General features: G+C 50.5%; 18 protein-coding genes. 17 read left to right on the forward strand and 1 reads right to left on the reverse strand.

The features are described from left to right. The 17 genes from cas6 (KF749_17935) to cas2 all read left to right on the forward strand — a co-directional run. On the forward strand, positions 1–839 hold an 839-nt coding region (gene cas6 / locus KF749_17935; protein ID MBX2993036.1), incomplete at its 5' end, for a CRISPR-associated endoribonuclease Cas6. A 175-nt stretch (positions 840–1,014) separates the two neighbouring features. Then, positions 1,015–1,479 (forward strand): sigma-70 family RNA polymerase sigma factor, encoded by a 465-nt coding sequence (locus KF749_17940; protein ID MBX2993037.1) that lies wholly within the window; start codon positions 1,015–1,017, stop codon positions 1,477–1,479. Beyond that, positions 1,476–1,979 carry a helix-turn-helix transcriptional regulator gene (locus KF749_17945; protein MBX2993038.1) on the forward strand — a complete coding sequence of 168 codons (504 nt, stop codon included), beginning with the start codon at positions 1,476–1,478 and terminating at the stop codon, positions 1,977–1,979. Before KF749_17940 ends, KF749_17945 begins: the two co-directional genes overlap by 4 nt. Continuing rightward, a complete protein-coding gene (locus KF749_17950) occupies positions 1,976–2,821 on the forward strand; it encodes an ImmA/IrrE family metallo-endopeptidase (GenBank protein ID MBX2993039.1) in 846 nt (281 codons plus the stop codon). Before KF749_17945 ends, KF749_17950 begins: the two co-directional genes overlap by 4 nt. Before the next feature lie 83 nt (positions 2,822–2,904). Then, a complete protein-coding gene (gene cas6, locus KF749_17955; protein MBX2993040.1) occupies positions 2,905–3,561 on the forward strand; it encodes a CRISPR-associated endoribonuclease Cas6 in 657 nt (218 codons plus the stop codon). Positions 3,562–3,577: 16 nt separating this feature from the next. Then, complete coding sequence (locus KF749_17960) at positions 3,578–4,210, forward strand: hypothetical protein (protein ID MBX2993041.1); 633 nt, start codon at positions 3,578–3,580, stop codon at positions 4,208–4,210. Then, positions 4,188–6,326 (forward strand): CRISPR-associated helicase Cas3', encoded by a 2,139-nt coding sequence (gene cas3 / locus KF749_17965; protein MBX2993042.1) that lies wholly within the window; start codon positions 4,188–4,190, stop codon positions 6,324–6,326. The genes KF749_17960 and cas3 overlap by 23 nt, the downstream gene beginning before the upstream one ends. 64 nt (positions 6,327–6,390) lie before the next feature. Continuing rightward, positions 6,391–7,659 carry a hypothetical protein gene (locus tag KF749_17970; protein ID MBX2993043.1) on the forward strand — a complete coding sequence of 423 codons (1,269 nt, stop codon included), beginning with the start codon at positions 6,391–6,393 and terminating at the stop codon, positions 7,657–7,659. A 31-nt stretch (positions 7,660–7,690) separates the two neighbouring features. After that, a complete protein-coding gene (locus KF749_17975) occupies positions 7,691–8,743 on the forward strand; it encodes a CRISPR-associated protein Cas7 (protein MBX2993044.1) in 1,053 nt (350 codons plus the stop codon). A 70-nt stretch (positions 8,744–8,813) separates the two neighbouring features. Continuing rightward, positions 8,814–9,254 (forward strand): hypothetical protein, encoded by a 441-nt coding sequence (locus KF749_17980; protein MBX2993045.1) that lies wholly within the window; start codon positions 8,814–8,816, stop codon positions 9,252–9,254. 29 nt (positions 9,255–9,283) lie between these two features. Beyond that, positions 9,284–9,745 (forward strand): DUF1841 family protein, encoded by a 462-nt coding sequence (locus tag KF749_17985; protein ID MBX2993046.1) that lies wholly within the window; start codon positions 9,284–9,286, stop codon positions 9,743–9,745. Positions 9,746–9,804: 59 nt separating this feature from the next. Continuing rightward, a complete protein-coding gene (locus KF749_17990; GenBank protein MBX2993047.1) occupies positions 9,805–10,455 on the forward strand; it encodes a transposase in 651 nt (216 codons plus the stop codon). Continuing rightward, complete coding sequence (cas4, locus tag KF749_17995) at positions 10,452–10,949, forward strand: CRISPR-associated protein Cas4 (protein MBX2993048.1); 498 nt, start codon at positions 10,452–10,454, stop codon at positions 10,947–10,949. Before KF749_17990 ends, cas4 begins: the two co-directional genes overlap by 4 nt. Positions 10,950–11,050: 101 nt before the next feature. Further along, positions 11,051–11,674, forward strand: a complete 624-nt coding sequence (locus KF749_18000; protein MBX2993049.1) for a nucleotidyltransferase domain-containing protein — start codon at positions 11,051–11,053, stop codon at positions 11,672–11,674. Then, entirely contained in the window at positions 11,661–12,068 is a 408-nt protein-coding gene (locus KF749_18005) for a HEPN domain-containing protein (GenBank protein MBX2993050.1), read from the forward strand. The genes KF749_18000 and KF749_18005 overlap by 14 nt, the downstream gene beginning before the upstream one ends. Next, positions 12,065–13,210 carry a type I-B CRISPR-associated endonuclease Cas1 gene (cas1b, locus tag KF749_18010; GenBank protein ID MBX2993051.1) on the forward strand — a complete coding sequence of 382 codons (1,146 nt, stop codon included), beginning with the start codon at positions 12,065–12,067 and terminating at the stop codon, positions 13,208–13,210. The genes KF749_18005 and cas1b overlap by 4 nt, the downstream gene beginning before the upstream one ends. 85 nt (positions 13,211–13,295) lie before the next feature. Further along, the gene (cas2, locus tag KF749_18015) at positions 13,296–13,559 is read left to right on the forward strand and encodes a CRISPR-associated endonuclease Cas2 (protein MBX2993052.1); all 264 of its coding nucleotides are present in this window, start codon (positions 13,296–13,298) and stop codon (positions 13,557–13,559) included. 46 nt (positions 13,560–13,605) lie between these two features. On the opposite strand, the gene KF749_18020 is transcribed toward cas2, so the two are convergent. Further along, positions 13,606–13,835, reverse strand: a 230-nt coding sequence (locus KF749_18020) for a hypothetical protein (protein MBX2993053.1), incomplete at its 5' end; no start/stop codon positions are given.

Consider the following 13,835-nt stretch of genomic DNA (forward strand, 5'->3'; position numbering starts at 1 on the left):
CCGGCATTGGATTGAACTATGCATACTACCTCTCTGCCGCGATCTACAAATGGATCGAAACATCCTCACGGGAATACTCGACATTTCTGCACAACAAAGGATATTCTCCCGAAGGCACCGCCAAACGCTTCAAGCATTTCTGTTTTTCCAGACTTCTGCCGCGAGAATCTCGCGTCGATACCAAGGCGGCGCGTCTGATCCTCCTTTCTCCGGAAGTAGAGTGGTACGTCTCAATGCCTGTTGAGCAATCGCTGCAACATCTGGTGACAGGGATGTTCGAGAAGCGGGAGCTCTTCATCGAATCGGAAGCGAATCGCTTTCTGGTTGAGCAGGTGGAGACGATGCCCGAGCCGCACTGGCAACGCCGGATGACATTTACCATGCTTTCGCCGACGACCGTCTCCACTATGGTCGAACACAACGGCAAGCTGCAGCCCTACTATCTGCGGCCAGACGACGAGCGGCTTCCGGACGCGTTACGCACGAATATTCTGAACAAATACAAATCCCTTTACGGCGGTGGTGAAGGCGCGGGTGAAGGTTTCCTTCAGCGCGGGACGAGCAGCGAGGAAGGAAACCTTCGGCAAGGAAACCTTCTGCGGGGCGATACCGCGTTTCGATGCACGCTCGACCAATCATACATCGAGCGGCAGAAAGCAAAGGGACGACGCATCACGCAGAAGATCACCATCAAAGAAGGTCGGACAGATGCCAGCGAGATCATCGGCTTTACGTGTCCGCTGAAGATAGAGGGAAACCCGGAGTTGCTGGCACTCGCATACGAGTCGGGATTAGGGGAGAAGAATAGCCTTGGCTTCGGGATGCTGGAATCTGTGTAGACCTGGGTTGAAGGTTTCCTTCGTCATAGATTTAGCTTGTACGAAGGAAACCTTCCGCGGCGTGGCAAATTTCCTCTAACCGCGCATATATAAATGGTATGACACGATGATATCAAAACCGGAATCACACGTACGCTCTGCCGATTTTGCCCTCCGGTATCCCGGGCAGACTGGCATGATGAAAGGCTTCCTGAGGAAGCATGGTGTTCCCCAATCCGCGGTCGAGGACATCGTCAGCGAAGCGTGGACTCGCGGATTGGAGACGTTCAATCCATCGAGTGGACTCGAACTTGTGCAATGGGTCTGGTATATCCTCGAGCACAATCTGTTGCCACAGTTTGGGCGGGATAGAAAAAAGTACGATGTAGCGGAGCTTCTGGATGATCCACCCGACAACACGGCTGAACCGGTAGGTGATACAGATGAACAGCAAGCATTGATTTCGTTCTTGAGAGGACATCTGCCTTCCGATGTGTTAAGACTCTTCAATGCAATCGAGGAAGTGACTGATCAAACCGATTCTCAACACATCTATGAGGAGGTTGCCGCACGGTTGAATATCACCATGCCGCAATGCCGTAACATGGTCAAAAAACTGAAGCGTCACTGTTCAAAACTACGAAGCAAGTACCGCCCATGAAAACCCGGTCACGACATACAATCGCCCGGCAGTTCTTTGATGCAACCGAACAGGATGATGCCGCTTTTCTTCAAAGCCTTTCAACATTGTTACGCACAGGGCAACGCCCGCCTTCGAACGAACCGGATCAACCCGATATCCTCCGGCAACTCTCAGATTCTGTTTCGGAAGAGGCACCCGAGTACGCTCCCGCTCCCCTGGATAGCGCCACATGCACCGTTGGCGAGGCTCTGAAGCAATTCCTCGATTCCGAAAAGTTGAGTACTCGCGAGGCCTCAAAGAAACTCGGGATTTCTCCTGAACAGATGGAGGCGTTGATTGCCGAGATGATGCCCCTGACCAGTGCGACCGTCCCTTCCGTCGCGCAGTTCTTCGGTACAGCATACAATCTGAAGCCGCTTACCCTGCGCCAATGGCTGATTACCGGCCTGCGCTACCATGAAATGGAACAAACCGAACACGGGCCGACACGCATCGCCGCAAGAAAGAAGAAGCCATGAAACCCGAACAACGCCACCGCATTGCACAGAAAACAGTGGATACCTTCCGTAACAAGGTGCAGCGGACACATGCGGACCTCTTTCGCTACCCACTTGCCCTTGATGCTCTCACGGTGATGATCAGCGAAACGTATCCCATAGCCGTGCATGAGATGGCAGACCTGGATATTCACAAGATTAGCCGCGCTGTCAAGGGTTTGGGCGGAGAACTCGCAACGTCAACGCTGGATAGCTACATGGCGCTTGCGGGTTTTTTGTACGCACACCGGGGCGGTGGAGTGATCTTTATCGAGCGGGGTGACGGCGAAGAACGCCGCAAGTTTTCTCTTGCGCACGAATTGGGCCACTTCATCAACGACTATTACGAGCCGGTGTACCTGAAGTATGAAGCAAGCAACACGCTGCCGCTGTTCACCGAAAACCGGACAGCGGAGACGCAACAGGTGATTGCCGCCCGCTGCAGTCCGGGCGATATTTACGGCGGCGGCGAACTGACGGCAAGGCAAAACGTGGAGCCGCCGGTGAAGGCACTCGTGGAGCAGTTGCACCGGGAGCAGAAGGCGAGATTTGCAGAAATCCGCGCCAACCTTTTTGCGGCCGAGCTTCTTATGCCGATGGAGCAGTGTGCAAGGATTGAAAGCAGATGTCTTGCAGATGGCCGGGATATCATCGGCGAGTTGAGGGCAGAGTTTGGCGTCAGTCGCCAGGCAGCAACCTACCGGGTTGACGAATTACAGTTGGGGCACCTGGAGGAAGGTTTCCTTCTTCCAAGCTCAACCACAGAAGAAGGAAACCTTCATCAAAGTACAAGGCGACCTTCAACCACGCATCATCCAAGGTGAAGGTTGCCTTGCACCGCAACGAGGAAAGGATCCCTTGAACAAACACAGCACACGAGAGAAACAGAAATCACATGGAGGATACCATGAGACTCTATTTTGAACTATCACCAAATACCGAGCCCGTGCCATGGGACTATCAGCACTTCCTCATTGGCACGCTGCATAAGTGGTTGGGAAGGAATGAGCTGCACGACGGGGTGAGTTTGTATTCGATGAGTTGGCTATCGTTCGGCGAGCAGAGTGACGGTTCGCTAAACTTTTCCCGAGGGACGAAGTGGTTTATCAGCTTTTTTGATCCTGATGTCTGCAAACGCACTTTGAGTGCAGTACTTGAAGACCCCGACGTCTGCTGCGGAATGAGGGTGACGGATGTTCACATTCGAGAGAATCCAACTTTCGATGGTGCTCAGCGTTTTCTCGTTGCCACTCCGGTACTGGTCCGAACATTTGATGGAAAGGCGATTAAGCACCTTACCTACGACGATGCCGACGTTAATCGGCTGCTTACACAAACGCTCCAGACCAAACTGAAGCAGGCGAATAGAAGCGATCCGACGGCACAAGTTGAGTTTGACAGAACATATCAGAAGGCAAAGACAAAACTTGTTATGATAAAAGGAATCCGCAACAGAGCAAGTCTTTGTCCGGTCATTGTGAAAGGTTCGCCGGAGACATTGTCTTTTGTTTGGGACGTTGGAGTTGGTCATTCAACAGGAAGCGGGTTCGGAGCACTCTGTTAAGAAAGGAATGGACACCATGATTCATGTAACAAGGTTCACCGGACCATTCGGGTACATAAAACCGTGGACGGCAGTTCGGGATAATGAAACCTACAGCCAGAATTTTCTCACACCCTCGATTATTGAAGGGATAGAAAAAAAGCTCTTTCCAGAATTGCTCGAACAAACAGACTACCCGAAGCGAATTGTTCGCCACAGATTAAGCTATGTCGGAATAACAAGACAACAAGAGCAAACTCAGCCACGCGGAATTGACATGACGGTAAACAAACGTCAGCGTATTGCTGTTGTAAAGAGACCCCGCTCCATATTGATCAGAGGCTTACTCATTGAGCCTGTTCTCTTTCTCGCCTTTTCAAAGGAAGCATATGCGCAACGTGCAGTCGAACAGCACATTTGTTTGTGCCGAAATGAGGATGTTCTGCTGCCGACGGAACTGCCGTTACACGATTCACTTATCGCGAGCATAAGAGAAGACGAATTCGACATCGATGACAAGGGGTTTGACGGCTTCGAATTACTTTTCGAAAAAACAAAGCAATCATTTGTCGTCGGCTTCAACAGATTTCAGAAGAGCAAGCCCATGTATGGTCGCTTGCACATCGTAGGAAGTAATCCTCTTCGAAATGCGACAAATGAAAGCCGGTGAGCTGCTCGCAAAGAGTGAGAAGAATGGCGGAACAACGCTGCTGAACCACTTGAAGCAGGTTGCTGCAGTCGCGGAACGGATTGCAGAAGCGGCAAGCATGGATAATCGGATGGCTCGTCTTGGAGGCTACCTGCACGACATCGGAAAAGCTCATCCTTACTTTCAGAGAAAACTGCAAAACAGTGTGAGGGATGAATTCTCAATCCCATTCCGGCATGAGATCGCTTCGCTCTTCTTTTTGCCGTTGTTCAGTCATGAGGAATGGATTCCGTTGGTTGACATGATCATTGCCCACCATCGTTCCATACGCCAGGATGCACGAGAGCAGGGAATCCTCGACCTCGACAACCTGGAAGGGAGTGAAGCCGTCTTTGAGCGACATGTAGAAGGTTGGGATGAATGGTCGCCGAGCGCCATTCACATTCTTAGAGAATTAGGAATACCAACAAGAGCAATCTCGAAAGAGGAGGCGTTGGAAGCTTTTCGATTTGTCGTTGACCATTGTTCTGGCAAGCAACTCGCTTGGTCAAAGTGGAAAGGTTTGCTCGTAGGCGCAGATCATTTTGCATCTGCGTTGAATGAAACAACTGAACGGCATGTCACAAACACTTTTCTTCCGCCTGATCTTTCAGCCTTTTGCAGGCGGTCAAATCCACTGTTTCCCTTATCGTTGATTTCAGTCGATGATGCAAGGAAACACACTCTTGTAGTGGCACCTACTGGCGCAGGGAAAACGGATTTCCTTATGCGTCGGTGTAAAGGTCGCGTATTCTACACTTTACCGTTTCAGGCCTCGATCAATGCAATGTTCGAACGTTTTCGAGAACAACTTCCTGAGGAGACGGAAATTCGTGTGCTCCATGCAGCCTCGGCTTTGACAGTCAAGAGTGCAAAATCCTACGAAGAGAAAGTCTTGCAGGATAAAGTAGGAGCTGCGGTCAAGGTACTGACTCCCCATCAACTTGCATCACTTATCTGTGGAACCCGGGGATTTGAAACAATCGCCATCGACATAATGGGTAACGATGTAATACTTGATGAGATTCATTCATATTCGGGAATTGCGCAATCAATGGTCATGGAGATCATAAAGGTTCTGTCGAAACTCGAGTGTCGCATCCATGTCGGGAGCGCAACGATGCCATCCATCTTACAGAAGAGCATTCTGAAGCTGCTTGGCGGAAAGAAGAAAACCTACGCGGTCTCGTTGTCTGAGGGCGTGTTAACGACGTTTGACCGGCACATCATCTGCAAACATCAATCATTCGATGGCACGATAGAGAGTATCCGAGAGGCTTTAGACGAGAATAAGAAGGTTCTTGTCGTGTGCAACAGAGTTGATGCAGCACAACAGCGGTTTGAACGCTGCAAACGACTGTTTCCTACGGTTCCTCAGATGTTATTACACAGCAGGTTTCGCAGGCAAGATCGCTCTTCGCACGAGATGAAATTGCGGGAGCAATTCGATGCTGTCGAGGGAGCTTGCCTTGTCGTTTCAACTCAAGTCGTAGAAGTAAGCCTTGACATTAGCTTCGACATGATGGTGACAGACTGCGCTCCGCTTGACAGCCTCATTCAACGATTTGGAAGAGTCAACAGACGACGGACTGCAGAATCAGTCCAACGCCGAGTTCTTAAAGAAGTTCATGTGATAGAACCACCGAAAGACAGCCGTGAATGCTTGCCCTACGATCGGGAAGTTCTGGTCGCAAGTTACGCACAACTACAAAATGGTCCACTACCGGAAAATGTATTGCAGAAGAAGATCGATGCCGTATTCCCGCGGGTTGGAAGAGTTCCTATTGATACGCATTTGGTTTGGCAGGACGATGAGTTTCAATTGACGGAACTTTGCCATTATCCGTCGTCCGTTCTTATGGAAGCTCTGAACATTGAATCGGCAACGGCTGTCCGCCAATCGGATTTGAAACAATATGAAAGCGGGAATTCCGAAGAGCGGATACGACTTGAAATTCCGATTCCGAGAACTGCAAAGTTTCGGCGGTTCACTCACTTTGGCACGTCGAAATACGGGACACGACCGATTGTTGTGCATGATGATTTGTATGATGAAACAATGGGGTTGCAGTGGAAAGAAATTGAAACAGTACTATAGACTGGAGGAAGGAATGTACACTTCTCACATTGGCAAGCAGTTCCTGGATATCTACAACAAAGGAGTGAAGAAACAGCTTGGAGCGAAAGAATATTTCGAGAAGAAGCATTTTCCTTTGTTCTTCGACCATCCAAGATACTTGCAAAGTCCCGCGGGAACACCGCTATTTCAACTGATCGCTCAGAAAACAACTCATAAGGCAAAAGAGAGAGAGAAGGCTTTGGTTCAGATTGCATCAAAGATCGATGCCTATTTGGCAGCGGATGATGGTTTCCCCGAAATGAGCTTTGCCTTGGGCTACCCATCGGCGGATCACTTTGCGACAACGTCCGGTCAAGTGACTACCATGCCATTGGGGCTGGGCGAGGAAGAAATGTATGCTTCTTGGATAGGAGCGGGTTTTGGCGTTGGAATCGCAGGAGGGCTTAACATCTTGATAGACTCACCGGAGGTGCTCAAGGCAATCGCCGAGGGCTGGAGTTTGTACAGAAAGTATGTAGATGAAAACAAAGGAATTGATAACAAGGTAGAGACATGGAACGGAATCTGGTTAGTGCACAGATTCGACGAACAATTCAGACCTAAATCACCCGCAGCAGACTTTCACCCGATTGTTCCAGCAAGAGGTGGCGAGGCGCAAATGGAGCGACCTGCTTGGACGAGCGTACTGTTTGCTCTTGCCAGAGCACTCCCGAAGCAAACAGTTAACGCTTATGTGTACAGCTTTGGTCAAATGAATCGAACGATTGGTTTCGTCCGTTTCGCCCTTCCCGAAGTGAAAAAGCTCTCAGATTTTTACATTTCCCTTTTTGGCAAGACGAAGACTCTATCGAACAAGAATCTACAGGACATTTATGAATCGCAGTACGGCCTTTCGACAGCGTGTGAACGGTTCAGCATGATAGGTCTGAGATCATTTGAGCCCAAAGACTTGTGGAAGTTTATGCCGGGACGTTCAAATTCAAACGCACAGCCGAAATTCAAGTCGGACGAGAAATCAATAATCAACTATTCAATTTACATTACATGGATTGTAGCTATGCTAAACAACAAAGCTCTACTTGATTTAGCCCAAAAGGCTGCCGACACACTTCGGCAGTTTGAGCAGTTGGGCAAGAAGGGAACAAATACCAGAAACAACCAGGTCAAAGAATTGCTTGCTTCCCGCAATCGTAAGGAATTGATTGACCGTTTGACTGAGGTTGTGGAAACTGACCGAACAACTGCTGAGGTGTGCAATTTGCTCGTTCAAACAGTGATGACGGAGATTGCCGCCGATAACGTACCGCTCTTTGTTACCCTCATGCGGTTCAAATATGCAATGCCAAACTAACGATGTGAAATCCAAATAGAGGAGAAACAGAATGAAATCAGCATTCATATACTTTCGCGGGCTTCGTCATGCCGAACATACTGTGTTTTGTGTTCAGGAGGGACAAAAAACCTACTATGACAGCCAATTCGGAAAGCCTGTTCCGTATTCCAGTGGACAACAGGTGAAACGCTCCGTCTTGGATTCTACACTCGCCTTATTGGGTGAATCCCAAGCACCAATAACTTTCAATAAAGTAATAAAGGAGAAAGGTGGTCTTGGTGAAGGAGAACCATGGTCGCCTTGCGATCCCAAATATACCGATCAGTTGCTTGGGGGTTGGATGAAAGCACAGGCAGGCGATACACCGGTTAAGCGTCGCAGTCCCTTATCTATTTCCGCAATGCGTGCTCTTCATCCCCTCCTTTCAAGTGTCGCGAAGGAGAACCTGACTTTCGATAGAAGCAGCAATCCCGATATACATCCAGTCAAAGTGTGGAATAACGGCGTCGAACTCAAACGCGAGGAGGTTGCAAAATTTCTTGCAGACAAGAAACTATCGCTTCGACGAAGCAACTTCATTCAGGATAATACTCGTGCGGCCGGATTATTCGTTTACGATATTGCTATTGACCTGCGCACGCTGTTTTCTGTTTCACTCAACAAATATGAGCGAGAAATTACTGATGAAATAGAAACCGAGTTACGCAAAGCCGGATGGAAGGATTCAAAAAATGTCTTCGGCAACAGCTTGGTCTGTCCCAAAGAACGGAGAAACGAGATCATCAAAGCCCTTGCTCACGGCCTCGTCAACTGGCGTATCACCAGCAACCAATCACGAACATTCAGTCTGATGGAAACCCTTGCAATCGCCGTGAGCAACAACGCCAACAGGATTGCATCGGCAATTCGTGCTAGACTCGCGGAAGAAACCGCGCAGCAACGCGCAGTCCCAGTCATTGATGACACCGTCGGGGCCGATTTGTTCATCGCTTTGCCGTGTGAAGGTTATGTCCCGGGAGTCACAGGCACTGCCTCGGCACTCGACCAGGCCGAACATAGAATCAAGGACGAGTTGCTGGCGTTCGACTACGAAAACCAGTAGAACCTAAGTTGAAGGTTTCCGTCCCTCTCAGCAAACGCAGACGACGGAAACCTTCAGCAAGGAAATGTCTATGCACCCATACCTCCCACACTTGCTAACGGACATCAAGGCAGTTCACAGGCCCGAAGGTGGGCGTGAACGGGAACATTCTCCGGTTTCACTTTGGCAAGAGTTGGAGGAAGCGGAACGCTACGCAACCGTCGAGCCTGAGCATACGCTTGGCTACTACTGCGGACTGAAGGTCGAGGATTTTCCTCCGCCGGAACAGTTGAGCACTCGTGACCTCAAGCGGGTGTGCAAAGCATTCCGTGAAATGCTCTGGTCATGGAACGCAGCTATCAGTCTGCCCGACACACTGCCGCTTTCACTCGAGTATCGGCTGACGACAGGAACGTTGAACGAGAAATTCGAACCCGTCAGCTACGGGCGTATCACATTCGACTTTTGCACCGGGTATGCACCGGACTGTGCGCTCAAAGAGTACTGTCCGTGCCTGGAATTTCAGAGATGAAGGTTTCCGTCACCTAAGGTTAAGCCGAGATGACGGAAACCTTCTGCAAGGAGGAAACCATAGTCCCCAACACTGACAGTTGTTCAGCAGGCGCACTCCGACGCCGGATATTTGAAATCTGGCAGAAGGTGAAGCGCAACGAGCCACTTGAAGGCGAAGAGAAGATCTACGCCGATCTGATGCAGCAACATGACGAATGGCACAACACATGGGAGTTTGCCGAACTTCTTGAAGAGCATGAGTACCAGGAACTCGATGAGAACCCGTTCGTCCATATTGCCTTCGATGCAGTGATTGTAAACCAGCTAACTGCGGATGAGCCGGAGGGGATAAACGATATCTACAATCGGCTGCGACAGAGAGGTTTGCCCCGTCTGGACGCGCTCCATGAGATTGCGGGAGTCTTTGCAACGGAGTTCTACGAGATTTCCAGAGGCAGACATCCCTACAGCGACGAACGGTATATGCGGGAATTGAAGAAGCTCCTGTAGAAGGTTTCCTTCTTCCGAGAACGCCCATAGATGAAAGAAACCTTCAGCAACGATATGATATGGACAGACCTGACCCCATAGTAACGAACGAATTCTACCACCTCTACAATCGAGGGAATAACAAGCAACGGGTCTTCCATGAGGACTCCGATTACAGGGCTTTCCTCACAAAGCTCAATGCAGCGTCGTCGCGCCACGCCGTGACAATTGCGGCGTATGTTCTGATGCCAAACCACTATCACCTGCTTGCACAGCAGACACGCGACGATGGAATAGCAAAAATGATGGAGGCACTCGGCACGTCGTCGGCAAAGCGGTTCAACCTGAAGTACAAGCACGTCGGGCACTTGTGGCAAGGTCCGTACCGGTATGCGTTCATTCCGACTTATGAAGGAATCGCGGAAGTTGCGCGATACATCCACCTCAACCCTGTCCGCGCACGGTTGGCGAAGTCGCCGGAAGAGTGGCCGTGGTCGGACTATCGTGAGCATGTTACCTCGGCAGAAGGTTTCCTTGATCAGGTGCTGTCCGAGGTTCAAGGAAACCTTCATCATGGCAGCTACGTCGAATTCGTTCGTCAAGGTGTGGCCGATATCGATGCGCTCCGGAGTGCTCTGTTTGCCTCGGACGAAGGTTTCCTTCCTCCCAGCTCGGGCGAAGGTTTCCTTCCTCCAGGTTCAAGCAAAGATGAAGGAAACCTTCAGCGATGACGATCACCGGTACCCACATTAACTATTATTTTGTTTGTCAAAGGAAGCTCTGGCTCTTCTCGCGCGGTCTGCAGATGGAGCAAACGTCGGACACGGTGCTGCTCGGCAGGCTCATTGATGAATCGAGCTTCGAGCGGAAGGACAAGAGCATCGACATCGACGGCGCCATTGTGATAGATTGGATCGACGGAAAATCGGGCATCATCCACGAGGTCAAGAAATCCGACAGCATGGAGGAAGCACATACGTGGCAAGTGTTATACTATCTGTGGTATCTGAAGCAAAAAGGAGTCACGGGCATCAAGGGCGAAATCGACTATCCTAAGTTGAAACAAAAAGTCGAGGTGACGTTGACACCGGAGAAGGAAACCGAACTCGCAGCAACGCTGGAGAACATCCGGACGATCTTGAAGCAGAACGAGATACCCGATCGTATCAACAAGCGTTTCTGCAAAACGTGCAGCTACTTTGACCTCTGCTGGGTGTCAACATGAATGTCGTGGTGTCGTTGCATCTCAGGAGAAGGGAAAATATATTGGATACAATCGTATCCATATGGCTACGTTTGTATCCAATAGAATGAAGGGAAATATCAATGGTTGTGCATCATCCCTTGGATGACCTGTTGTTATCGTGGACGCACATCGCGGTGGTGCGTCCGCTCCAGCATGCGAAGCAAGGCCTGACGGGGAGGGAAATTGCGCGTCTTGCGGGGATCCACCATCGCACGTGCCTCGACGCACTTACGGCTCTCGAATCGCTTGCCGTTGTGCAACGGCTACGTGGCGGCAGGGATCATCTCTTCTCTCTTAACGGGGAGCATGTGCTTGTCCAGACGGTGTTGCTTCCCCTCCTGGCGGCAGAGCGCGGTTTTCAGAAAGACTTGTTTCGGCAAGTGGCAACGGCGTGCCGGAAACACTGCGTGAGTGTGATTGTTTTTGGAAGCGTGGCGCGCCATGAGGAAACCGTCGAAAGCGATCTGGATGTATGCCTCGTTGTGGAAAACAACCGCAAGAGCATTGAGGCACAAGAGCGCCTCTCTGCAATCGCCCCGCAACTTCATCGCCGGTTTGGCGTCAAGCTTGCCCCTTTTATTGTTACGCGGAGCGAATTTGTCCGAAGGGCGGGTAAGAAACTCCCCCCCGTGAGGGATATTCTGCAGGAGGGCGTTGTTATCGCGGGCGCATCATTGATGGAGGTTCTCGGTGGCAAGAAGTAAGAGCCGCATCCCGGTCGATCGCGCAAGAAGCCTCGACTACCGGAAGGTGGCGCAGAACTTTTTCGATGGAGCCGCTCTTGCCCGGGAGTTCGAGTATTGGAACGCTGCAGGTGTGTTGATTATGCATGCGGCCATAGCATGGTCGGACGCGATCGCCATTAAGATCGGCGGCGTCAAAAGCCGGGGAGCCGATCACCACGATACTATTGCGTTGCTTGACGAACTTATTGTTGTTGACGAGAACAGCAAGAAGGCTATGCAACACCTCCGTCGGATTATTGACCATAAAAACGCTGTTTCATACAGCGGAGAGATCTATGAGAGGGGGGATATCGAACAGCTCTGGAAGCTCATTACCCGGTTTCGGGAGTGGTCCTTGGAAGTCCTTGAATGAAACGTCCCTATTACATCATGTCCTCCGGGCGGCTGCGCCGGAAACAGAACACCGTCTATTTTGAGCCGGTTACCCCGGCCGAAAGTCGTCTTCAGCCGGGCAACGACAACGCAGAAGGCGACCTTCATCCGCGCGACGCCGGAATTGACGAAGAGCTTCTCGCCGGCTTCACGGAAGAAACCGAGGCCGATCCGATTACGGGACGTGTTCAGCGCAAGCCCATTCCTGTGGAGGATATCGAGGCGTTCTATTGCTTCGGCGAACTCGACTTCAACACAAAGTTCTTCAACTTCCTCTCGCAGCAGAAGATCGCTCTCCACCTGTTCAACTATTACGGTCATTATAGCGGCAGTTATGTGCCGCGGGAGTATTTGCCCTCCGGCTTCACACTTGTTGAGCAGGTACGGGCATATCTCGACACGCACCGAAGACTGCTGATTGCGCGGGAGTTTATCGAAGCCGCCTCGTTCAATATTCTCAAGAATTTGCAATACTACTCCAATCCTTCCCGCGGTTCCATCGAGAAGCTGATAGACTTCAGCACGGCAATCCGGGAAATCGAGACACTCCGTGCTGCGATACCAAGGACTGACACAACCAACGAACTCATGGGGCTGGAAGGGAACATCCGTGAAAGGTACTATCGCTGCTGGGGAGAAATTCTCGGACAAGATTTTGCGCTCGACAAACGTGTCAAGCATCCGCCGAACAACGCCATCAATGCACTGGTCTCGTTTGCGAACGGCCTGGTGTATGCAACGGTGCTCAGCGAAATCTATCACACCCACCTCGATCCGACAGTGAGTTACCTGCACGGTCCGGGTGAGCGGCGGTTTTCTTTGGCATTGGATATCAGCGAGATTTTCAAGCCAATCCTTGCCGACAAAATGATCTTCAAGCTGGTCAATAACAAGCAAATCCAGGAGAAGCACTTTCGCAAGGAACTCAACTTCTGTTACTTGGAGGAAAGCGGTCGGAAGATCGTGTTGCAGGAATACGACGAGCGGCTGAAGACAACCATCAAGCACCGCTCATTGGGGCGCAACGTCTCGTATCGCCAATTGATTCGGCTTGAGGCATATAAACTTGTGAGCCATCTGCTCAGCGGCGAGGAATACAAAGCATTCCGCGCATGGTGGTGATTCGACACATACAGGAACTGCATACTCCCCTGTGTGCGATGGTACGGGAGAAAAGCGAACGGAGAACGAACGGGATGTGCAGCCAATGTACGTGATAGTCGTGTACGATGTTGAAGAAAAACGGGTGGCGAAGGTCCTGAAATTCCTTCGACGCTATCTGCATTGGGTGCAGAATAGTGTGTTCGAGGGAGAATTAACCGAAGGAAAGTTCAAAGAAATGCAGGCCGGATTGAGAAAACACATCAAGCCGGAGAAGGACTCCGTGTTGTTCTACAAGATGCGCAGCGACAAAGACTTTGAAAAGGAGGTGATGGGACTGGAGAAGGCCGGAACGGAGACCATGTTGTAGCAAGTCGTCAGGCTACCGGCAATTTTGCACTATCACAGGCAGACGATCAGTAGAACAGGGAAAGCGCCTCGCGGCGCATATTTTGGGCGTTTTTTAACGCGTTTGAATCGAACCAAAGTGGAATTGAAACCTGTTCAAGTCGCTGATAAATTGCAGTAATTCGGCAAGTTTGAATCGAACCAAAGTGGAATTGAAACGAAGGAAGAGTTGTACAATGACGAGTTGGTGAAGGCAGTTTGAATCGAACCAAAGTGGAATTGAAACAATGCACGCGTG

It is taken from the genome of Bacteroidota bacterium (assembly GCA_019637975.1).
Taxonomy (GTDB): Bacteria; Bacteroidota; Ignavibacteria; order UBA10030; family UBA6906; genus CAADGV01.